The organism is Aeromonas sp. R6-2 (genome assembly GCF_040908155.1).
Lineage (GTDB): Bacteria > Pseudomonadota > Gammaproteobacteria > Enterobacterales > Aeromonadaceae > Aeromonas > Aeromonas schubertii.
Window position 1 is genome coordinate 1 of record NZ_JBFODE010000036.1, and the last position, 22,404, is coordinate 22,404.

At 59.7% G+C, this 22,404-nt stretch carries 19 protein-coding genes; 7 read left to right on the top strand and 12 right to left on the bottom strand.

Annotation, left to right across the window (positions count from 1 at the left end; genetic code table 11):
• The first annotated feature begins 374 nt into the window (after positions 1 to 374).
• Complete coding sequence (locus AB5Y48_RS08645; RefSeq protein WP_368164216.1) at positions 375 to 923, top strand: gamma carbonic anhydrase family protein; 549 nt, start codon at positions 375 to 377, stop codon at positions 921 to 923.
• A gap of 65 nt (positions 924 to 988) precedes the next feature.
• Here the strand turns inward: AB5Y48_RS08645 and polA are convergent, their stop codons facing one another.
• Entirely contained in the window at positions 989 to 3,724 is a 2,736-nt protein-coding gene (polA, locus tag AB5Y48_RS08650; protein WP_368164217.1) for a DNA polymerase I, read from the bottom strand.
• Positions 3,725 to 4,123: 399 nt separating this feature from the next.
• Between polA and elbB the strand changes: the two genes are divergently transcribed.
• Positions 4,124 to 4,777, top strand: coding sequence for an isoprenoid biosynthesis glyoxalase ElbB (gene elbB, locus AB5Y48_RS08655; RefSeq protein ID WP_050665407.1), 654 nt, complete (start codon positions 4,124 to 4,126; stop codon positions 4,775 to 4,777).
• 57 nt (positions 4,778 to 4,834) lie between these two features.
• Here the strand turns inward: elbB and AB5Y48_RS08660 are convergent, their stop codons facing one another.
• The 4 genes from AB5Y48_RS08660 to AB5Y48_RS08675 form a co-directional block, all read right to left on the bottom strand.
• On the bottom strand, positions 4,835 to 5,044 hold the full coding sequence (locus AB5Y48_RS08660) for a cell division protein ZapB (RefSeq protein WP_050665406.1): 210 nt from the start codon (positions 5,042 to 5,044) through the stop codon (positions 4,835 to 4,837).
• A gap of 143 nt (positions 5,045 to 5,187) precedes the next feature.
• Entirely contained in the window at positions 5,188 to 6,471 is a 1,284-nt protein-coding gene (locus tag AB5Y48_RS08665) for a hypothetical protein (RefSeq protein WP_368164218.1), read from the bottom strand.
• 16 nt (positions 6,472 to 6,487) lie between these two features.
• The gene (cysE, locus tag AB5Y48_RS08670; RefSeq protein ID WP_050665404.1) at positions 6,488 to 7,267 is read right to left on the bottom strand and encodes a serine O-acetyltransferase; all 780 of its coding nucleotides are present in this window, start codon (positions 7,265 to 7,267) and stop codon (positions 6,488 to 6,490) included.
• 11 nt (positions 7,268 to 7,278) lie between these two features.
• The gene (locus tag AB5Y48_RS08675; RefSeq protein WP_368164219.1) at positions 7,279 to 8,187 is read right to left on the bottom strand and encodes a cation diffusion facilitator family transporter; all 909 of its coding nucleotides are present in this window, start codon (positions 8,185 to 8,187) and stop codon (positions 7,279 to 7,281) included.
• An 85-nt stretch (positions 8,188 to 8,272) separates the two neighbouring features.
• Here AB5Y48_RS08675 and AB5Y48_RS08680 point away from each other — a divergent pair, with 85 nt between their 5' ends.
• The 3 genes from AB5Y48_RS08680 to trmL are packed head-to-tail and all read left to right on the top strand — an operon-like array spanning position 8,273 to position 10,850.
• Positions 8,273 to 8,965 (top strand): response regulator, encoded by a 693-nt coding sequence (locus AB5Y48_RS08680; RefSeq protein WP_050665402.1) that lies wholly within the window; start codon positions 8,273 to 8,275, stop codon positions 8,963 to 8,965.
• Between the two features lie 53 nt (positions 8,966 to 9,018).
• Positions 9,019 to 10,332, top strand: coding sequence for an ATP-binding protein (locus AB5Y48_RS08685; protein WP_050665414.1), 1,314 nt, complete (start codon positions 9,019 to 9,021; stop codon positions 10,330 to 10,332).
• 44 nt (positions 10,333 to 10,376) lie between these two features.
• A complete protein-coding gene (gene trmL / locus AB5Y48_RS08690) occupies positions 10,377 to 10,850 on the top strand; it encodes a tRNA (uridine(34)/cytosine(34)/5-carboxymethylaminomethyluridine(34)-2'-O)-methyltransferase TrmL (protein ID WP_050665401.1) in 474 nt (157 codons plus the stop codon).
• Between the two features lie 18 nt (positions 10,851 to 10,868).
• Here trmL and AB5Y48_RS08695 read toward each other — a convergent pair whose 3' ends face one another.
• From AB5Y48_RS08695 to lexA, 4 genes are all read right to left on the bottom strand, one after another.
• A complete protein-coding gene (locus AB5Y48_RS08695) occupies positions 10,869 to 12,143 on the bottom strand; it encodes an MATE family efflux transporter (RefSeq protein ID WP_082177899.1) in 1,275 nt (424 codons plus the stop codon).
• Positions 12,144 to 12,199: 56 nt separating this feature from the next.
• Complete coding sequence (locus tag AB5Y48_RS08700; protein ID WP_050665400.1) at positions 12,200 to 12,841, bottom strand: SCO family protein; 642 nt, start codon at positions 12,839 to 12,841, stop codon at positions 12,200 to 12,202.
• A 79-nt stretch (positions 12,842 to 12,920) separates the two neighbouring features.
• Entirely contained in the window at positions 12,921 to 13,190 is a 270-nt protein-coding gene (locus tag AB5Y48_RS08705) for a hypothetical protein (protein ID WP_144431433.1), read from the bottom strand.
• A gap of 270 nt (positions 13,191 to 13,460) precedes the next feature.
• Positions 13,461 to 14,084, bottom strand: a complete 624-nt coding sequence (gene lexA / locus AB5Y48_RS08710; RefSeq protein WP_060588016.1) for a transcriptional repressor LexA — start codon at positions 14,082 to 14,084, stop codon at positions 13,461 to 13,463.
• A gap of 183 nt (positions 14,085 to 14,267) precedes the next feature.
• Here lexA and plsB point away from each other — a divergent pair, with 183 nt between their 5' ends.
• Positions 14,268 to 16,694 (top strand): glycerol-3-phosphate 1-O-acyltransferase PlsB, encoded by a 2,427-nt coding sequence (gene plsB / locus AB5Y48_RS08715; protein WP_368164220.1) that lies wholly within the window; start codon positions 14,268 to 14,270, stop codon positions 16,692 to 16,694.
• 33 nt (positions 16,695 to 16,727) lie between these two features.
• On the opposite strand, the gene AB5Y48_RS08720 is transcribed toward plsB, so the two are convergent.
• Positions 16,728 to 17,354: a lysoplasmalogenase gene (locus AB5Y48_RS08720; protein WP_368164221.1), complete on the bottom strand. Its 627-nt coding sequence runs from the start codon at positions 17,352 to 17,354 to the stop codon at positions 16,728 to 16,730.
• A 158-nt stretch (positions 17,355 to 17,512) separates the two neighbouring features.
• Here AB5Y48_RS08720 and AB5Y48_RS08725 point away from each other — a divergent pair, with 158 nt between their 5' ends.
• Positions 17,513 to 17,665, top strand: a complete 153-nt coding sequence (locus AB5Y48_RS08725; RefSeq protein WP_168929842.1) for a hypothetical protein — start codon at positions 17,513 to 17,515, stop codon at positions 17,663 to 17,665.
• A 1,279-nt stretch (positions 17,666 to 18,944) separates the two neighbouring features.
• Here AB5Y48_RS08725 and AB5Y48_RS08730 read toward each other — a convergent pair.
• Positions 18,945 to 19,694, bottom strand: a complete 750-nt coding sequence (locus AB5Y48_RS08730) for a class I SAM-dependent methyltransferase (RefSeq protein ID WP_368164230.1) — start codon at positions 19,692 to 19,694, stop codon at positions 18,945 to 18,947.
• A gap of 36 nt (positions 19,695 to 19,730) precedes the next feature.
• On the bottom strand, positions 19,731 to 22,319 hold the full coding sequence (locus AB5Y48_RS08735) for a putative bifunctional diguanylate cyclase/phosphodiesterase (RefSeq protein ID WP_368164222.1): 2,589 nt from the start codon (positions 22,317 to 22,319) through the stop codon (positions 19,731 to 19,733).
• Positions 22,320 to 22,404: the final 85 nt, after the last annotated feature.

Sequence of the window (22,404 nt, forward strand, 5' to 3'; positions counted from 1 at the left end):
GAAATATCAAAAATTGTTTTTGATGCTTCAATCCTGCGAGTGCCCACACAGATTGCTTGATTCAATTTGTTAAAGAACAGCGCGATTTGCATCGCAACGGGAGTGGCATTCTACGCTTCCCGCCCGGTGAGTCAAGCCTTATTTTACAAGGCTTTTTCACCCATCGACCGGCTCGCTGCTGTGGCGGCGTTGCCCTGTCGATGGAGGCGCATTATAGGGAGTTCGCGCGCCGTGACAAGCCTCTACACGCAATAAAATTGCAAAAAACTGCACTTTTTCAGTTATTCATCACCAAGCACAGCTTTTATACAAACTTATCCACAGAACATGACCTCTGACTGCTAGAATGGGGCCACTTTGCAGGAGGAAACAAGATGGATTGGCGACTGAGAAGCTATAAAGGAAAGCGCCCAGCGCTGGGTGAGCGGGTTTATGTTGACCCCTGCGCCACCCTGGTCGGCGACATTACCCTGGGTAACGATGTGGGGATCTGGCCCATGGTGGCCGCGAGGGGTGACGTGAACGTCATTCGCATCGGCGCTCGCAGCAACATTCAGGATGGCGCCGTACTGCATTTGAGTCGCAAGAGCGACGCCAATCCTGACGGGTTCCCGCTGCTCATCGGCGAGGATGTAACGGTCGGCCACAAGGCGATGTTGCACGGTTGTACCATAGGCGATCGGGTGCTGGTCGGCATGGGGGCTATTCTGCTCGACGGTGCCGTAGTCGAAGATGACGTGATGATCGGGGCCGGCACCCTGGTGCCGCCTGGCAAGCGTCTCGTCTCGGGCCACCTCTATATGGGCAACCCCATGCGCCAGGCACGCCCCTTGAACGCGGCCGAGATAGCCTTCCTCAAACAATCGGCTGACAACTATGTGCAGCTCAAGGATGAGTACCTTGCCGAGATAGGCGCCCAATAAGAAGAGAGCCCGGCGATGCCGGGCTCTCTTCTTTATATAAGGAGGCGTGACTACCTCGACTTATCTCAGTGGGCCTGTTCCCAGTTATCGCCAGTGCCCGCCTCGACCACCAGCGGCACGTGCAGGTCGGCCGCCGCCGACATCAGGGTTTTGATGGTGGGCACCAGCGCCTCGACCCGATCTTCCCGGACCTCGAACACCAGTTCATCGTGCACCTGCATCAGCATGCGGATGTCGTCACCCCCCTCAGACTGGATCCAGCCATCCACGGCGATCATGGCGCGCTTGATGATGTCGGCCGCCGTGCCCTGCATCGGGGCATTAATGGCTGCGCGCTCGGCTGCCTTGCGCAAGCCTGCATTGCGGGACTTGATCTCCGGCAGGTACAGACGGCGACCGAACAGGGTCTCGACGTATCCCTGCCCTTCCGCCTGCTGACGGGTGCGCTCCATATACTCCAGCACACCCGGGTAGCGTTCGAAGTAGAGATCCATGTACTTCTGCGCCTCGGCGCGACCGATCCCCAGCTGCTTGGCGAGACCGAAGGCACTCATGCCATAGATGAGGCCAAAGTTGATCGCCTTGGCGCTGCGGCGCATGTCACCGGTCACCTCCGTCAGCGCCACCCCAAAGACCTCGGCGGCGGTGGCTCGGTGAATATCCTTGCCCTCGGCAAAGGCGGTCAGCAGACCCTTGTCGCCGGAGAGATGAGCCATGATGCGCAGCTCGATCTGGGAATAGTCCGCGGCCACCAGCTTGAAACCCGGGCTCGGCACAAAGGCCTGACGAATACGGCGCCCCTGTTCGTTGCGCACCGGGATGTTCTGCAGGTTGGGATCGGACGAGGAGAGACGCCCGGTGGCAGCTACCGCCTGATGATAGGAGGTATGCACCCGCCCCGTGCTGGCCTTGATCATCAATGGCAACTTGTCGGTGTAGGTGGACTTGAGCTTGGCCAGCCCGCGGTGCTCCATCAGGAGGCGCGGCAAGTCATAGGTCTCGGCCAGTTCAGCCAACACCTCTTCGGCGGTAGAGGGGGCGCCCTTGGGGGTCTTCTTGATGACCGGCAGCCCCAGCTTGGTGAAGAGGATCTCGCCGAGCTGCTTGGGCGAGGAGAGGTTAAACGGCTCACCCGCCAGAGTGTGGGCCTCTTGCTCCAACGCCTTCAGGCGCGCCTCGATCTCCTGACTCTGCTGGTGCAGCAGCTTGGGCTCGATGGGCGTGCCGAGACGCTCCATCCGCGCCAGCACCGTCAAGAGCGGCATCTCGATGTCGCTGAATACCTTGGCCAGTGTGGGCAACTTGCCGAGCTCTCCCCACAGGGTCTGATGCAGGCGAAGGGTAATGTCGGCATCCTCGGCCGCATAAGGGGCCGCCTGCTCCAGCTCGATCTGGTTGAAGGTGAGCTGTTTCACCCCCTTACCCGCAATCGCCTCGAAGGAGATGGTCTCGACACCCAGATACTTCTGGGCCAGGGTATCCATGTCATGGCGGCTACCGGTGGAGTTGAGCACGTAGGACTCGAGCATGGTGTCGTAGGCGATACCGCGCAGCTCTATGCCGTGATTCTGCAACACATTACGGTCGTACTTGAGGTTCTGCCCCACCTTGAGGCTGGCCGGGTCTTCCAGCAGCGGCTTGAGCTTGCCGAGCACCACCTCTTCACTGAGCTGGGCCGGCGCCCCCAGGTAGTCATGACCGAAGGGCACATAGGCCGCCTTGCCGGGCTCGATGGCAAACGACACCCCGACGATGCGCGCCTCCATGTAGTCGAGGCTGGTCGTCTCGGTGTCGAAGGCAAACAGCTCGGCCCCCTTGAGGCGCGCGATCCAGGCATCCAGCTCGGCCTCGTCCAGCACGCAGGCGTAGTCGGTCTCGATGGCGGGCACGGGAGGGGCCACAGGCTCCTCATCACTGGCGTCCCCCCCCTCTTCCAACTCCTTGATGAGGTTGCGGAACTCATACTCACGGTAGACGGCGAGCAGGTTATCCCTGTCCATCGGTGCCAGCACCAGCTGCTCCAGGTTCACATCCAGCGCGACGTCGGTCTTGATGGTGGCCAGGGTGTAGGAGAGGCGCACCATCTCTTCCTGCTCGCGGAACTTGTCGGCGAAGGTCTTGGCGCCACGAAAACCAAGGGCCGCGACCTTGTCCAGGTTGGCGGCGATGTCGTCGATGCCACCGATCCCCTGTAACAGGGCCAGAGCCGTCTTCTCCCCCACGCCGGGCATGCCCGGAATGTTGTCCACCTTGTCCCCCATTAGAGCCAGGTAGTCGATGATGAGCTCGGGCGGTACGCCAAACTTCTCGACGACGCCGTCACGATCGGTAACCAGATCCTTCATGGTGTCGATCAGGGTCACATGATCCGATACCAGCTGGGCCATGTCCTTGTCGCCGGTGCTGATGAGCACGGGAAGCTGCTTCTCGGTGGCCTCGCGGGCCAGAGTACCGATGACGTCGTCCGCCTCGACCCCCTCGATGATCAGCAGTGGCAGTCCCATGGCGCGAATGATGCGATGGATAGGCTCGACCTGGCTGCGCAGGTCGTCCGGCATGGGCGGACGATGGGCCTTGTAGTCGGCGTAGAGATCGTTGCGGAAGGTCTTGCCCTTGGCGTCAAACACCACGGCCACATGGCTCTCGGGATATTGCTTGATCAGGCTGCGCAACATGTTGGTCATCACCCGCACGGCGCCGCTCGGCATTCCGGAGGAGGTACGCAGATCGGCCTGCTGGGAGGCGAAGAATGCCCGGTAAAGATAAGAGGAGCCATCAACCAGAATGAGGGGGTGCGCCATGGAGTTCGTCCTGCCTTCGTAGAAACAGCGGGTAGGATGCCACAGGGGGGCCATCCCACCAAGGCGCGGGCTGCCGTCAGGGACATTAGGATCAGGAGCAAACAGCACAGTCTGTGGATAACTCTGTGGCTAAAAATGACCAGCGACCTGTCACCGTCCTCTCCGCTGACAGCGGATTTAAAAAAAACACTTAAAATTCAATGCCATGACAGAGCCATGGAAGGCATTTTTGAAATTACAGTGATCCGGATCAATGTGGAGAAAATTTCATGAAGATCACTGGCCAGGATCAGGCGAGTAACCATTTCGGCACAGAGGATGTCTTGACCTGCATCGAACGAACATCAACCATACAACATCAGCACAGCGACAACCCTGTCATGGAGTGAGGAGCAACAGATGAAAAAGGTAGCAGTAATTTTGAGTGGCTGCGGCGTTTTTGATGGCACCGAGATTCACGAGGCGGTGATCAGCCTGCTGGCCCTGGCCCGCCAAGGAGCCGATTACCACTGCTTTGCCCCGAATGTCCCGCAACATCATGTCATCAATCACCTGACCGGGCAGGTGAGCGAGGATGAGCGTCGCAATGTCTTGGTCGAGGCGGCCCGTATCGCGAGGGGCCAGATCCGCGATGTGCGTGACCTCGATGTGGCCGACTTCGATGCCCTGCTGCTGCCCGGGGGTTTTGGTGCCGCCAAAAACCTGTGTGACTTCGCCTTTAAGGGAGCAGGGGCCACCATGCAGCCCGATGTGCTGCGCGCCTGTCAGTCCTTCGCCGAGGCGGGCAAACCGGCAGCTTACGTCTGCATATCACCGGCCATGATCCCGCTGGTATATGGGGAGGGTACCCTGGCGACCATTGGCACCGATGAGGCCACTGCAGCGGCCATCGAAGCCATGGGCGGCTCTCACCTGGCCTGCCCGGTCAACGAGTTCGTGGTCGATCAGGAGCGCAAGGTGATCTCGACCCCCGCCTATATGCTGGCCGGCAACATCGCCGAGGCCGCCGACGGCATCGAAAAGACGATTAAACAGCTGCTCGCCATGTGCTGAGCCTGACCCAATAGAAAGAGGCCGCATGATGCGGCCTCTTCTCTTGCAAGAGATGACTCAGACGGCATCGCCCATCTGATCCATCTTGCCGAGCAGAGCGCGCAGTCGCTCCTGCCAGGCTTGGTGTTCGTTGCGCAGCAGATGGTTCTCTTCCTGCAGCTTGCCGTTCTGCTCACGCAGTTCGTCCAGCTCCATCTTCAGCAGGGAGATGTTATCGACGGCGGATTGGACTTTGGATTCGAGTTGTTCGAGGACTTCAAGAGACATAAGCAATACCTTTCATGTTCAAGTGCGGAGCCCGACACGGGCCATCTCAAGCGCGTGGGGTCAGCATACCCTGATGGCACTGGGTCAAACAAGCCGGAGCCAGAGAATTTGCGGCTCCCAGCGATATGCCGTTCAAATCTGCGTCAGATCCCAGCATGCAAGGTCGCATAGAGCGTCAACAACAGGGCAGCGACCAGATAAAGCAGAGCTCCGTAACCCAGATTCCAGCGCAGCAGTTGGCCCGGGCCGACTTGGTAGCGAGCCGACAACGCCAGGTTTGAGCCTGAAAGCGGGCTGGTCCCCGTTGAGATCCCCCACCCCATCAGGAAGGTCATCCCCAATAAATTGGGATCCGGTTGCAAGGGCCAGATGAGGGGGGCAAGACCGGAGATGGTGATGATGGGATGCACCCCCAGAATGGCCACCAGCAGCATCAACAAGAGGGTCAGAGTGGCCTCAAGGGCTCCGAAGTGCTGAAACAGCGGCAGCCCATGCCCTCCAATCTGGATAACCGAGAGGGCGCTGTTGATCCCGGCAGCCAGCAACCCGGCCCCCAGGAACAACACCAACTGGCCACCAATAGCAGGAAAGCGCTCATGCACCTGGCGCCTGAGAGACTCTCCTCTTCCCTGAGCGGGCATAAACACCAGCGCCAACAGAGGCGCGGCCAGCGAGATCACCGCCAAAATGGAGAGCGAGGGCCAGAGCTGCTTCATCAGCAACACCAGCAGAGCCAGCGTCACCGGCAGGGCCAGGGAACGAGCCTGTAATGGAAAACCGTTAAAACCGCTGACACCGAGCCGCTCTACCTGCCAGGCGGTGATCCCCATGGCGGCCAGCGTACCGAGCACCCCATAGGGGAGGATGGCCGAGAGCGCCATACCTGGGGCATAGGTCAAGGCAACCGCCATGGCAACGAAGAAGGGGGACCAGAAGGCGGCAGCGCAGAAGATACGGCTCAACACCATGGCCTGGCGGCGATCCAGTGTGCCGTTTCGCTCCAGACGGTCGCCGATGATGAAGATGACCGAGAGATTGATGACGGCCCCCAGTAGATTAAGGCTGGCCATGGTACCCCATAGCCCCTTGCGCCCCTGCCAGGCATGACTCGCGCCGACCAGGCCGGTTGTCGCAAGGTTGAGCATGCTGACGGCGGCAAACATGGTGAGCATATTGATATTGGGGAGCAGCCAGTCAGCGGCCTTGATGGCGGCTCCCTGACCCCAGGCAAACAGGCCGAGCAGCAGTGCCGCCCCATAGAGGGCCAGGGCCTGGCGGCGCGCCGCCCCCACCAGATGAGGCCAGGTCAGCAAGGCCGCCCCCCAGGCAGCCAACGCTGCCGGCCAGGGGTCGGCCCCCAGATAGAGGGCCGCCACGTTGAGCAGCCACATCGCCAGGACCAGGTATCCGGACCATCGCTTGAGCATGGGCTCTCCTGCCGCGTCAGATGCCCTGGTTCATGTCGAGAGAGGGTTTGTCACACCCCGGATGACCGACGATCTTGGCGGGCACACCGGCCACTGTGGTGTGCGGTGGTACCGGGCTCAGCACCACACTGCCGGCACCGATCTTGGCCCCCTGTCCCACCTCTATGTTGCCGAGCACCTTGGCGCCGGCCCCAATCATCACCCCTTCACGGATCTTGGGATGGCGATCCCCACCCTCCTTGCCAGTTCCCCCCAGGGTGACGCTCTGCAGGATAGAGACATCGTCCTCGATGACGGCCGTCTCACCCACCACTATACCGGTGGCGTGGTCAAACATGATCCCCTTGCCGATACGGGCCGCCGGATGCACATCCACCCCGAACACCACCGAGATCTGGTTCTGCAGGTAGAGGGCCATGGGTCTGCGCCCCTGGCGCCACAACCAGTTGGCAACCCGATAGCCCTGCAGGGCGTGAAATCCCTTGAGGTAGAGCAGAGGGGTAGAGAACCATTCGACTGCCGGGTCCCGCTCCTGCACGGCGCAGATGTCGGCCGCCACGATCTCGAGCAGCCGTGGCTCGCTGGCAAATGCCTGCTCAATGATCTCGCGCAGACAGATGGCCGGCATGGTGGCGCTATCGAGCTTGTTGGCAAGCTGGAAGCTCAGGGCACTGCAGAGGCTGCCATGGTTGAGAATGGTGGAGTGAAAGAAGCTGGCCAGCATGGGCTCGGAAGCCGCCATCTGTGCCGCCTCTTGCCGTATTTTGTACCAGGTGTGGGCAACGAGGTCGTCCATGTTTCTGCCTGTTATGGTTGGGATTCCCCCCTGTCTGCGGCCTTGGTAACCACTGACATGGGGTCCATATGAATGATGACGTCGGTTCGCTCGAAGGCACCGCGTAACGCTGCTTCAACCTCATCGGCAATCTGATGTGCCTCAACCAGCGGCAAGGCATCATCAAGCTCGACATGGAGCTGAATGAAACGAGTCGGCCCAGATTGACGGGTGCGCAGATCGTGCACGCCATTGACCCCCTCTACCTGGTAGCAGAGCTCCATTATTCGCTCTTGCTCCTCGGCAGGCAACTGGCGATCCAGCAGGTCCTGGACGGACTCCCATCCGATATGGGCAGCCCCCCAGATCAACATGAGACCGATGGCGATGGCGAAAGCCCCGTCAGCCCAAAACCAGCCCTGTCCCGCCAGCACCAGTGCCAGCAGTACGCCCGCGTTGAGCAACAGATCGGAACGATAGTGGAGCATGTCGGCCTTGATGGCCACGCTGCCGGTGCGGCGAATGACCAGGCTCTGGAAACTGACCAGCAACAGTGTCAACACGATGGAGCCGATGCTGACCCAGATACCGGCCTCGAGGCGTGGCAGAGGGCCTGGCTGCAACAGGGAAGAGATGCCGTGCATCACCAGCAACATCGCCGAACCACAGATGAAGGCCGACTGGATGAGGCCGGCCAGGGACTCCGCCTTGCCATGGCCGAAGCGGTGTTCCTCATCGGCCGGTGCCATGGCATAGCGGATCGCCAGCAGATTGATGACCGAGGCACTCACATCCATCAGGGAGTCGGTCAGAGAGGCGAGCAGACTGGCAGAGTCGGTCATCAGCCAGGCGGTAAGCTTACCGGCGATAAGCAAAGAGGCCGTCACGACAGAGGCAACCCCGGCCAGGGTCACCCACCGGGAGTAGTGTTGATGATTCAAACCCGCTTTCCTCGCAGACACAAAAACATATTATACCCTGACACCACACCACTTTAAGCGGCTCAGATTCGCCCAAGGAGTACCCATGAACAAGATCCTGCTGGTCGATGATGATTGCGAGCTGACCACGCTGTTGCACGAAATCCTTACCCTGGAGGGGTTCAGGGTGACCGTCGCCGCCAACGGTGAACAGGGCCTGCAACAACTCGCCCTGGCTCGCTTCGATCTGATCCTGCTCGATGTGATGATGCCACACATGAATGGCTTCGAGATGCTGACCGCCCTGCGGCGGGAGTGGGACACTCCCGTTCTCATGCTAACCGCGCGAGGGGACAGTCGGGATCGGGTTGAGGGGCTGGAGGCGGGGGCAGACGACTATCTCGCCAAGCCCTTCGACGATCGGGAGTTGATTGCCCGGATTCGCGCCATCTTGCGCCGAACCCAGACCCAGAGTCGAGCCACCGGAGGCCACGAGGAGCTGCGTTTCATGGACCTGCAGTTGCAACCGGGGCAGCAGCTCGCCTTCTGCAGCGATATGCCTCTGGAGCTGACGGCAACCGAATTTGGCCTGCTCGAGTGCCTGCTGCGCCATCCCGGGCAGATCGTCAGCAAGAAACAACTCTCCGAACAGGTGCTGGGCAAACCGCTGGAGCCGTTCGATCGGGCCATCGACATGCATCTGAGCAATCTGCGCAAGAAGTTACCGGAACGCGGCGATGGCCTGCCCCGCTTCAAGACGGTGCGCGGCAAGGGTTACCTCTGGCTGGAGGCGGTGTGAGCGGTCTCCATCTGCATAGCCTGACGACCCGGCTGTTTCTCTGGTTTTGGGGCATGCTGCTCCTGATGCTGGCGGCCGTCACCATCCTGCCGACCCTGGATCCTCGCAACCTTTCGGCCCTGCCGGAGGCGGAACAGCAGCAGCAACAGTTCGTGATCGATACCCTGAACCGGGCAGCCGAACGATCCCGCGACCTCAATCTGGTGGCCATGCTCAGGCAGGCGGGGCCACTCACCATCAAGGATGTCTATATTCGGGATAACGACGATATCGTCCAGGCCACCAGCAAGCCCGACAAGAACATCATGCGCTTCATGATCGATTCCGATGATCCCGCCCGCCCCATGATGCGGCGCAGCGAGTCGCGTCTGCTGGCCGGCCCCTTCTCCCTCGTCCATCACGGCAAGCCCTACCTCATCTACCTGAGCAGGGAACTGGAGAGCCAGTCCATGGCCATGGTGATCCTGGATCACCCGGTCAGGGTACTGATCACCGCCATGTTGGTGAGTACTCCCCTCTGCCTGCTGATGGCTTGGCGCCTGACTCGTCCGACCCAGGCTCTGCAGAGGGCGGTATCGCGCATTGCGGCCGGAGAGCTCGACACGACCATACCGCACCTGCTACGGCAGGATGAGGTGGGTAGCCTGGCGGGCAGCATCAGTCACATGGTTGAAACGCTCAAGAGCATGATTCAAGAGCAAAAACGCCTGCTCTCCGACATCTCCCACGAGCTGCGCAGCCCCCTGACCCGGATGCAGCTGGCCCAGTCACTGATCCGCCGCAAGCAGGGGGAGAGTTCTGAGCTGACGCGCATCGCCGGTGAGATTCACAAGCTGGACATGTTGATCGATGACCTGCTCACCCTCTCCCGGGTACAACAGGAGAGTGACCCACCCCAGTGCATCGCCCTGAGCGAGGTTCTTGATCCGATCCTCGAGGATGCGCTGTTCGAGGCAGGGGCTTGTGGCAAGGCGCTGCAACACCCGCCACTGCCAGACCTTTCGATGATGATGTGGCCCGATCTGCTGGCCAGGGCGATCGAGAATCCCCTGCGCAATGCCCTCAAGTATGCGGCCCGTCGGGTCGTCGTGGAGTGGGAGACAGGGCAGCACGAATGGGTGATGCGGATCCACGATGATGGCCAGGGGGTGCCGGATGCGCTGCTGGGCAAGCTGTTTCTGCCTTTCTTTCGGGTCGATGATGCCCGCAACGCCCAAACCGGGGGAACGGGTCTGGGATTGACCATCACGGCCGAGGCCATCAGGCGTCATGGCGGCAGCATAGTGGCACGCAATGGCACCCCGAGTGGTCTCATCGTCGAGCTGCGTCTACCCCTGGCCTCCTGCCGCTTTCCAAGCCCGGGCTGAGTGGGTATGCTGAGCCCCCTTGCGACCCTGACCAACCTCTGACCATGCTCGATATTGTTCTCTATCAGCCGGAAATCCCCCCCAATACCGGTAACATCATTCGCCTGTGCGCCAATACCGGCTACCGGCTGCACCTGATCGAACCCCTGGGCTTTGAGTGGGATGACAAGCGGGTCAAGCGAGCCGGCCTCGATTATCACGAGTTTGCCGAGGTGAAGCGTTGGCCCTCCTACCAGGCCTTTCTGGAGGCCGTCACTCCGACGCGTCTGTTTGCCTGCACCACCAAGGGGCGGGCCTGTCATTCCGAGGCCCGGTTTGCTCCCGGTGATGCCCTGTTATTTGGGCCGGAGAGTCGGGGACTACCGCTCGAGATCATCGAAAGCCTGCCACCGGAGCAGCGTCTGCGAATCCCGATGTGCCCGAACAGTCGCAGCATCAACCTCTCCAACGCGGTGGCGATCTTCATCTATGAGAGCTGGCGACAGTTTGGCTATGCCGGCGCCATCCACCTCGACTAACCGGACGCTAGCCACCCCTTAGTCGACCAGGATCCGGCTGTGCCAGAGGCGGTACAGCCAGATTCCCTGTCCCAATCCACGCCCGACCATCAGGACGGCCAGCGCCCCCCAAAGGGCCCCGTTACCGGCCCCCTGCCACCACCACCAGACCGGTAAATAGCCCAACAACACCGCCATCAGCATGGTGTCTCGCATCTCGCGTACCCGGGTCGCCCCGATGAAGACCCCATCAAACAGATAACACCAGACCGAGAGCAACGGCATGGCCACCAGCCAGGGCAGGTAACGACAGGCCTCTCGGACGACTGTGTCCATGGAGGTCATACTGGTCACCATCCACTCCCCACCGATGGCAAACAGGAGGGTCGCCATCAGGGCAACGACCAGCGCCCAACCGAGGGCATCGCGCAAGGCCACTCGCAATCCGTGGCGACTGCGCGCCCCCACGGCTCGGCCGACCATGGCCTCGGCAGCATAGGCAAAACCATCCAGTCCGTAGGAGAGCAGCATCAGGAAGTTGAGCAATATCGCATTGGCCGCCACAACCACATCCCCGAGCCGCGCCCCCTGAAACGCCATAAAAGCGAAGCAGAGTTGCAGACACAAGGCCCGGATGAAGATATCCCGATTCAGGGCGATCAGGCGGCGATAGGGGGCCAATACCATCAGCCCGCTCCGCCAACAGCGCCAAAGCACAGATAACGGCACCAGCCTGTGCACCAACCAGATGCCCAGCGACAGGGTCGCGTAGTCTGCCAACAGCGAGGCGATAGCGACACCTTTCACTTGCCAACCCAATCCCTGCACCAGTAGCAGGTCGAGCACGATGTTGAATACATTGCCGGCAATCAGCAGCCACATAGGCCCCCTGGCATAGTGCCGCCCCAGCAGCCACCCCAGCACCACCAGATTACAGAGGGCGGCGGGCGCTCCCCAGAGACGGATAGTGAGATACTCGGCCGCATAGTGTTGAACCTCGGCCGAGGCCCCGCTCAGTCCCAGCGCCACCGCAACCAGCGGGGTCTTGCCAATCAACAACAAGACCGCCAACAGACAGGCCAGTAACAATCCCCTGCCCAACAACAGCCGCATCTCGTGCTCGTCTCCCGCACCCAACGCCTGGGCGGTCAGGCCCGTGGTCGACATACGCAAAAAGCCGAGGACCCACCAGGTGAGGTTGATAAGGGTTGCCCCGATGGCGACCCCTCCAAGCAGGGAGGGGCTGTCCAGATGGCCAATCACCCAGGTGTCGACCAACCCCAGCAAGGGGACCGTCAGGTTGGAGAGCAACATGGGGAGCGCCAGCGCCAGGACCTGGCGCTGCTCACCCCACAGGCGTTGAAGCGTGCTCAAGAGGCGAGAGCGAGAGTGCGGATCTTCGCAAAATCACTGGCCATCTTGGCCATGGAGACGCGAGGGGGCTGCCCGGGAGCCATATCGGGCCTGAACACGGCCTGGATCTCCCCCTTGGGATTGATGAGGACGATAGAGGCGGAGTGATCGACCAGATAGTTCTTGGCATCGTGCTCATCGACGATGGAGTAGACCAGCCCCAGATTACGGACGAAGGGGAAGAGATTGCTCTGGCTGCCACTCACGGCCACAAACTCGGGGTTGAAGAACTGGGTATAGGTAGTCAGCCGGGCCATATCATCACGCTGGGGATCCACCGAAACGAAGATCACCTGGCTACGTTCATCCACCCGTTTTAGCTCGGGGTAAATGCCACGCAGGTCGGAGAGGGTGGTCGGACAGATATCGGGGCAGAAGGTATAGCCAATAAAGACGAAGCTCCAGTGCCCCAGCAACGCCTCCCGAGTAAACGGGGTGCCATCCGAGCGCTGGAGCGTAAAACCGTTGACCATGCGTGCGGGTGTGAAATAGGTCGCACTCTCCGGCATGCTGGGCTGACGCAGGGTGGGGTAGAGCAAGGCTCCTGCCAATACCAGGCTAAGGGCGACAATCACCAGGGTAGAGCGCCATTTGGTCATAGGGAATGCGCACCATGCATGAGAAGAGGTGCGCCATTGTAACCCAGCAGAGGAGTGGAAACACGAAAGGACGCATTCCTTAACGACCGGACCCTCTACGAGCGGCGTCCGGATGCCGGGCAACCCAGTCCTCCATGGGAATCACGATAGCCCGCTCATCCTGCGCCGAAGGGCGACGCTGCCATAAGGGGGTTAGCCGCACCACGTTGCTGCGAGGGCAACCCAGCCAGAGCGACCAGCCGGAAGCCCGGCGCAAAATCCAGAGAGCGTAAAACCGGGTCAGCCAGTTACCCTCGATGAAACGGGTAATATGAGTCAACGAGCCTATCCGGGCATGAGTGCGAGACATACCTGTCCTCCTTGCCGACCCCACAGGTGCGGCTGACATCAAGGCCCGGCTCCTCGGGCCACTCTCCCCTGCTCCCGTAAAAAGGGTGGTGTAAATGCGTTTACGACGACGCCGGGTCTTGCTCGACCTCTTGATAAGGATATAGACGAAAACCCGTCAACCGGGAGGGGTCATGGGTTCCTCTAACGATAACCCCATGAAGAAACGCGATAAAAGAAGAAGGCATTGGCTGGCATGGAAAAAGAAAACGGGGCTCATGGCCCCGTCTCATCACATCCAGTCAGCGTTTCGAATCACGCCAACCGCCAGCCCTTCGATGGAAAGGTGCTGGGAGGAGAGATCCACCTCGATCGGTGCGAGCTCCTCATTCTCCGGCAGCAGCCAGACCTGACTCCCCTTGCGCTGGAAACGCTTGACCGTGACATCATCATCCAGACGCGCCACCACCACCTGACCGTTGCGCACATCCTGGGTCTTGTGCACGGCCAGCAAGTCACCATCCATGATGCCGATGTTTTTCATGCTCATGCCCTGCACCCGCAACAGGAAATCGGCCCGTGGATGAAACAGGGTGGGATCGACCTGATAACGGCTCTCGATATGCTCCTGTGCCAGGATGGGTTCACCTGCGGCAACCTTGCCGATCAAAGGCAGCCCCTCCTCCTCGTTGGCGGCGTCCTCTTCGAGCAGGAGCCGGATGCCACGAGAAGTGCCCGGCATGATCTCGATCACCCCCTTCTTGGCCAGGGCCTTGAGATGCTCCTCGGCCGCATTGGCCGACTTGAAGCCGAGTTTCTGGGCAATTTCCGCCCGGGTCGGCGGCATGCCGGTCTCACTCATGTTGCTCTTGATGAGCTCCAGCACCTGGGATTGCCTGGGGGTAAGGGGTTTCATGATCGCACCTGTCTTTTTATACAGCACACTGGCAGTATATACAGTATGCATGCCAAGGCAAGACAAACCGGGGGTGATACTCATGCCATTGCTCCCCTTGTCGCAACTCATCGTACCTCTCGGCGACAAACGGCCGGTGATTTGCTATTCTCCTGCCGCCTTTTCAGAGGAGAAGTAACGCAGATGTCCCTTGGGCAGAGAATTTCCCGCGCCGCACTTCAGTGGCCGATCAATTGGCTGGTTAACCACAAGAGCCTGCCGGAAAACCCCATCGCTGAGCTCAAGCTGGATCCGGCTCGCCCCATAGTGTTCGCCCTCAAGACCAGCTCCATCACGGATCTGCTGACCCTTCAGCAGTGCTGTGCGGATCTGGGCCTGCCCGGCCCCTTCACGCCTCTCGAGCTGGCGGGACGCCCCCTGCCCCGTTACGTCTGCCTGGATCGCCCCCCTCCCCTGTTTGGCTCGCGAACCAAACCCCTGCCCTTCCTCCAGGAGTTTCAGCAACTGCTGGACCTGCACAAGCAGGATCCCGAGCTCGACATCCAGCTAGTGCCGGTGACCCTGTTCTGGGGGCGTGCCCCGGGACGTGAAGAAGAGGAGGTGTCGAGCCTCAATATCATCAGTGCGCTGGCGCCCAACATGCTGAAGAAGGCGCTGATCGTGGCCCTGAAGGGACGCGAGAATCTGGTGCGCTTCTCCCCTCCCGTTTCGTTGCGCTATATGGCCGACAAGCACGGGACTGACCAGGCTATCGCCCACAAGCTGGCCCGGGTTGCACGGGTCCACTTTGGCCGGCAACAGCTGGCCGCCACCGGTCCCAAGCTCCCCAATCGCCACCTGCTGTTTCAGCAGTTGCTCGACTCGGCCACTATCCAGAACGCCATTCGGGAAGAGGCCAGCCGCGATAACCTCAGCGAGGAGAAGGCTCGCAAGCGAGCCCTCGGTTACATGGATGAGATCGCCTCCGATTTCTCCTATCGCCTCATCCGTATCGGCGAAAGTCTCCTCGGCTGGCTCTGGAACAAACTCTATCGCGGCCTGTCGGTGCATGGTGCCGAGCGGGTGAGACAGTTGGCCCAGGAGGGGCACGAGATCGTCTATGTGCCCTGTCACCGTAGCCACATGGATTACCTGCTGCTCTCCTACGTCATCTATCACCAGGGCATGGTACCGCCGCACATTGCGGCAGGGATCAACCTCAACTTCTGGCCGGCCGGCCCCCTGTTCCGACGCGGCGGCGCCTTCTTTATCCGGCGCACCTTCAAGGGGAATCCCCTCTACAGCACCGTTTTCCGTGAATACCTGAATCTGCTCTTCACCAAGGGCTATTCGGTCGAGTTCTTTACGGAAGGAGGACGCTCACGTACCGGTCGTCTGCTGCCGCCCAAGACCGGCATGCTGGCGATGACCCTGCAAGCCATGATGCGCGGTCTCGACCGTCCCCTCACCTTCGTCCCCGTCTATCTGGGTTACGAGCACGTGATGGAGGTCAACACCTATCACAAAGAGCTGCAAGGCAGTCGCAAGGAAAAAGAGAGCTTCCTGCAGGTGCTCGGCATCCTGAAGAAGCTGCGCAATTACGGCCGGGGCTTCGTCAACTTCGGAGAGCCGCTGACCCTCAACAACTACCTTAGCGAGCATGTTCCCGAATGGCGCGAGCATGTCGGAAAAGAGGAGCGCCCCGAGTGGATGGCCCCCACCGTCAATCTGCTGGCCGACTTGCTGATGACCCGTATCAATGCGGCAGCGGCGGTCAATGGCCTCACTCTGAGTGCCGTGGCCCTGCTGGCATCCGAGCGCCATGCCCTCACCCGGGATGAACTCGAGGCACAGATCACGACCTATCTGACCCTGCTGCGCGAGGTACCCTATGGCCCTTACAACACCATTCCAGAGAGTAGTGCCGCCGAACTGCTGGATCAGGCCCTGGAGCTCAACAAGTTACAGGTGAGCGAGGACAGACTGGGCCAGATCATCAGCCTGGATCGCTATCAGGCAATTCTGCTTACCTACTACCGCAACAATGTGCTCCATCTGCTGGCGCTCCCCTCACTGGTCGCGGCATTGATCGATCGGTGCGAAGGCATAGGCCGCAGTGAGCTCATCGGTCGCTGCGTGGATATCTATCCCCTGCTGAAGAATGAGTTGTTCCTCCACTTCGAGGAGCAAGACCTGCCCGAGCTTATCGACAGCCTGCTGCGCGTCTTTGCCCAGCAGCAGCTGATCACCGAGCGGGAGGGAGGATACTGGGTCAACCCGGGTAACCAGATGCGCCTGCTACTGCTGGCCGAAAGCATTCAGGAGACCCTGCAGCGCTATGCTATCGTCCTCACCCGGCTGTTGGATCACCCCGCCATCGAGGCCGAGCAGCTGGAAGCGGATGCCATGATGATGGCCGAACGCATGGGAACACTGCACGGTATTAATGCCCCCGAGTTCTTTGACCAGAAGCTCTTCACCACCCTCATTCATACCTTCCGCAGCGAAGGCTATCTGGATCCCGCCTGCAAACCGGACCTGGGGCGCTTCCAGGCTCTGGCCGACAATGTGCTCCCCCTGCTCAGCAGCAAGGTACAGCGCACCATACGTGCCTGTTGTCCCAGCAATTAGATGATGGAGCCTCCGAATGGAGGCTCCTTTGTTTCAGCCGGCCATAGAGGCGGCAATCAGAAACTGGGCGGCAAAATAGCTGCTCATGATGAGCGCGGTAGCCTGGGGAAAGGGGCGATAGAAGCGATCCAGTGCCAGCATGCTGTCCGAAAAGAGGAAGAGCAGGGCTCCCGCCAGCGCGGCAGCGCTTCCGGCCGTCAGGGAGGCATGCCAGGCGCCGGCAGCAACCCAGGCCATCCCTATGATGGCCAGCATGTAGACAAGCACGGGCAGGCGCATACCGGACAGCCCAGGCCACAAGATGCCGAAGATCATCCCGCACACCGCCAATAGCAGCAGCCCGTCGACCAGTTTGAGCACCAGGGGGCCTTGTGCAAATCCGACGATATAGCAGAGATGTGCCACCAGAAAGGCGATCAGTCCGTGAATAAAGCGATCCCGTGGCATCATCAGCAAGACATCACCAGCCAGCGAAAGCAGGAGACCAAGCAGGATCCAGGCGTGTGAACCGTCCTGATCCAGCCCCCTGTATCCAAAGGCCAGGGCTATGATGAGCACCATAGTCAGCGGCTTGCTGAGATAAAACTGGCGCTGACTCCCGTCATAGGCAGAGCGTATATGCCACCAACCCGACGCCACGATCATCACACTCAAGAACATGCTTGTGCCTCTCCTGCCACCACCGACTCATGATTATTGAGTCCAAGCCTAACAAAAACGCTCCTGCGGTGGCAGAGCCCAATTCTGAACTTCGCCTAAAGTCTAATTGCCTCTCCTCCCCCCCCTCGGGCATAAGAAGGACCACGGGAGAAGGGTAAATGGACGAGATGATGAAAAACTACCTGCCAGCAATCGATATCATGATGTGCCACCTGGGGTTGAGCTTCGAACAAGCCTGCGACGAACTTGGTCTTACCCTGCTTGAGCAGCAGACATTGATCGCTCTGCAGCGACAGGAAAGCATCGAGTAACAGCGCATATCATCGAATACCCCTCAATGAAGGCGCCTCAGGGCGCCTTCATTTATCCTCTGGATATCGCCGACAGTACAAAAATCAAACGCTGGCATTTAACTTTTTTGTAGTCATTCACACTGGCAGTTGAGGGAAAAACCTGGCCATTTGCCAGTTGTGAGACATTCGCCATACCCCATGTGAGAAGGTGCTGTCTCGGTGCGTGCGCAAACCATTTCCAAAGTAATGGAACATTGCCAAAAATGACAATAAGCAACTGATTTTTAAGGCCTAAAAATAGGACAGTAACTTTTATTGGCTTCCTCAAATTTTCTTTACCCGAAAGCCCCCTTGTGAGAAGCGTCGTAATCCTTAGTATGAGGGTCATAGGGAAGCAGCACCGGATAGATGTTCGGTTTCCAAGGCAGGATGGAGTATCCAGGACGGATACAGTTGCTCAGGATGCAGCAACCCAGGGATGACAGGATACCCGCTGGAAGCGGTTGGACCGGCTCAGGAAGAGTCAGCATGTTCAGGATGGACATGCCTCACGGATGAACAGGGACACGCTGGAAGCGTTAAGGGACACCTCCAGGATGGAGAGAGCGCGGTTACCAGGATGGTAGCCAGGCCAGGAGGCTGCGGACACCCCGAGGGATTGGGAAGGGGAAATTCCTAAGGAAAGGAAATAGTCAGGGATTGCAGGGAGCATGGCTGTTCAGGGAATGGACAACACGACTCAGGGGGGACGGCGAAAGCCGCCCCCCTTTTCTTTTTCTGCTTCTTATCCCTTCCGTTTTTTTCAAGGAGTGCGTGTAAGACATTCGCCATAGCCGAAGTAAGTCTTACACCTGCAATCTTAAGGGTATGGTCGGAAGCTCAACCGGAAAAACAATCACATAATAGCCATAACACATTGATATTAAATGATTAACTTGTAGTCTTTGCTCGTCGCTCCACGCGCTCGATGAGTGATAGTTCCACCATGGCGATTGAGCGGGGAGATAAATCCCTTATATTCACTCTTGCACGGACGCAATGAAGTCGGTCAGGAAGACTGGCTGCCAGGGTAGGGCGAAAGGACTAGCCACAGGATGTGGTAAGGGACACCTCCCAGGACGGAGAAAGTGCGACGGGTAAGGATGACTCGTCTGGCCAAGATGGCTGCAAGGACACCCCAAAGGATTGGGAAGGGGAAACCTAAGGGATAGGTATAGTCAGGGATTGCAGGGAGCAACAACGTTCACGGAATTGAACGATACGACTACCGGGGGCGACGCAAGTCGCCCCCATCTTTTTATGCGCTCTCTATGGCCGAGAGTACATAAACATCGAAGCGATTGTTCTTGGTCTCGATGGCCATACTGGGCTTGCGCTCACAGAGCCACCCCGCATAATCGGGACGCTTGACCACCACCCTGCGGGTCGCCACCGCCAGCGCAGCCGGAAGCAGTTCATCCGCATCGAGATCCGCCCCGACCAGCGACTGGAACACCCGCATCTCCTTCTTGACCAGTGCCGATTTCTGTTTGTGGGGAAACATGGGGTCCAGATAAACCACATCAGGACGTGCAGTCAGGCCATTCAGGGTCGCTACGGCCGGCCCTTGCTCCAACCACATCCGCTCACTCACCCAACCTCCAATCTCCGGATCCCGGCTGGCCCGTGCCAGACCATCGGCCAACAGGGCCGCGACCACGGGACTTCGTTCGATCAGGGTGACCCGACAGCCGAGGGAGGCCAACACAAAGGCATCCCGCCCCAAACCTGCGGTAGCATCGACCACACTCGGCATTGCCCCCGCCTTAAGCCCGACGGCCTTGGCAATGGATTGACCTCGCCCCCCGCCAAACTTGCGACGATGTGCGACAGCGCCGGCCACGAAATCTACGTAGATGGCTCCCAACTTGGGCTCGTCGAGCTTGCGCAGCTCTAACCGCCCGGGAGTGAGCGCCAGAGCAAATTCGGGCAGGTTGACGGCCGCCAGCCGAGCATGGAGAGAGTCGGCCTCATCCTGGCGGGAAGGGTCTTCAAGAAGGATCTGCATCATGATGCCAGTCAGGTTGGATTACAGCGGTGGAGTCTACCACAAGGCTATTCCAGGCTCAGAAGAGAGTCGTTTCTCCTCCATTCCCCGATCATTGAGCTCCAGATAGGAGCAAAGATCATCAAACACCAGCGGACGACTGAGCAGATACCCTTGGGTGAAGGCACACCCCTTGTTGCGCAGGAAGCTCAGCTGTTCACTGGTTTCGACGCCCTCGATGACCACCTGCATGCCGAGGTTGTGCACTATGTTGATGATCCCCTCGAGCAGCATGCGGTCCTGCTCATTGAAGGGAATATGGCGCACGAAAGAGCGGTCGATCTTCACCAGATCGACCGGGAAGGTGCGCAGGTAGTTCAGTGCCGAATAACCGGTGCCGAAGTCATCAATGGCAATCTGGCAGCCGGCCCGGCGCAGGGCATCGATGCGCTGCCTGTGCTGATCACCGGCATCCATCAACAGAGTCTCGGTGATCTCGATGACTATATCCCGAGGGGAGAGCCCGAAGTGGGCGATCACCTTGAGCCACTCACTCCCCTCCGTATCTATGGTCTGGAACTCCAGGGTCGAGCGGTTGATCGACATCTGCAACGTAAACCCCGCCTGCTTGAGCCTGGCCAGGTCACGGCAGGATTGCCACAGCACCAACTCACCAAGCCCCTGAATGAGTCCCGCCTCTTCGGCCAACGGGATGAAGTCGGCCGGTGACACCTGGCCCCACTCCGGGTGATACCAGCGCACCAGCGCCTCCAACTTGGTGACACGGCCAGTACGGTTATCCCAAATGGGCTGATAGGCCATTGAGAGCTGTCCCAGCTTGATCGCCTCGGCCAGCTCCTGCTGCATCCGGTGACGTATCTTCACCTCTTCCCGCATTGAGTTGCAGTAGACGGCAGTCGCTCTGGCCTTGCGCTTGGCCTCGAAGAGTGCCTGCTCTGCGTTACGCAACAAGACATCGGCATCATTCCCGTCCACAGGGCAGAGGGTGATCCCCAAGGTGGCGGTCACATAGAGGTGCTGGCTCGCCAGCATAAAGGGGCGGTTGAATCCCCCCATCACCTGTTTGGCAAACAGCTCGGCCTGACGCTGACTGACCACCCCCGGTACCAGAAAAGCAAACTCATCACCGCCGATCCTGGCGACCAGGTCATCGGTTCTCACCCGGCTCACCAGGCGATCCGAGACCTCACGCAGCAAGGCATCCCCCGCATGGTGGTCCATCGAGTTATTGACCGCCTTGAAGTTGTTAAGGTCGAGCACCATCAGGGCGAAGCGCTCACCCCGCTCACAGAAGCGGGTCAAACAGCGGGAGAAGAGCCAGCGATTGGGCAGCCCGGTGAGGCCATCATAGTTGGCCTGATTCACTATCTTCTGTTCGGCCAGCTTGGATTGGGAGATGTCGCTGAAGATACCTATGTACTGGGATATCTCTCCCTGGTCACGCAGGCAGCTGATCATCAGCTGTTGAGGATAGATGCGACCATTCTTGCGTTTGTTCCACACCTCCCCACGCCAGACGCCCACCCGGGCCAGGGCATGGTACATGTCGGCGTAAAAGGCCTGATCGTGCAACCCGGACTTGAGCAGGCTGGGGCGCATCCCTATCACCTCGTCCATACGGTAACCGGTAATCTGCTCGAAGGCGGGATTCACCGAGATGATCCGGCTCTGGGCATCGCACACCAGAATCGCCTCGGAAAGATTGTCATAGACCCGATGGGAGAGCCTCAGCTGCTCCGCATCCCGCTTGATGCCGTCAATATCCTCGAGCAGAAACATGAAGCTGTCGATGGCCCCCAGGGCGTCATACGCCACGGCTACCGTGACCCGCCCCCACTTGAATTCGCCATCCCGCTGCAGATAGCGTTTCTCCTGGGTAAAGGCGCGCTCGTCCCCCCGTCGCAGCGCCTCATAACGGGGCTGGCTGGCGGCATAGTCCTCGGGATGATTGATCTGCTCGACATTGAGGGTCTGCAACTGCGCCAGCGAGTAACCCAGCATCTGCTGCAGCGCCACATTGCCCCACAGGATGTGGCCATGGATATCCAGTTTACCGATCCCTACCGGCGAATGGGTCAACATGGTGTTGAGAAAGGGCGCCTCCTGCAGAGGTGCGATATGGGGAGCCCTTTGCACCGCCTCCTCAGCGGCGCCACTTAGAGCGGCCGCCTCCGACAGCACCAGCGCCAACTCACGGCCGGCCAGGGGCGCCAGCATGCGCAGTAACCCCATGGCTCGCTCAAGCTCGGGCTGCGAGTGGCGATACAGCAGGCAACAGAGGCCTATGGTCTCCCCGCTGGCGCTGCACAGGCGGATACCGGCATAGGCCTCATAGGAGAGGGAGGCATAGGGAAACAGACGGGGCAGTTGCTCGGAGAACCAGATCTCCCCCTGCTCGAGGGCCAGGGCATGAGGACTGTCGCCAGCCGCAGAGGCCAGGATCTGAATATTCGGCGGCCAGATAGCCAGGGGATGGAGCCGGGCCTGCTGCCACCCATAAACCATGGCTGCATCGGCCCCCATCGCAGCAGCGATGTCCGTCACAAAGCGATCGAAATAATCCACGCCCGATACCTCGGACAGCGCGGTTATGATGCGGTATACGGAATCAAGCACTCGCCTCATGGCAAGGGGGCACATCTCTGTTCATGGCTGAAAATCCGACTCTATCCAAGAGACGGAGTGACTGCAAACATGCTACCTCGACTGA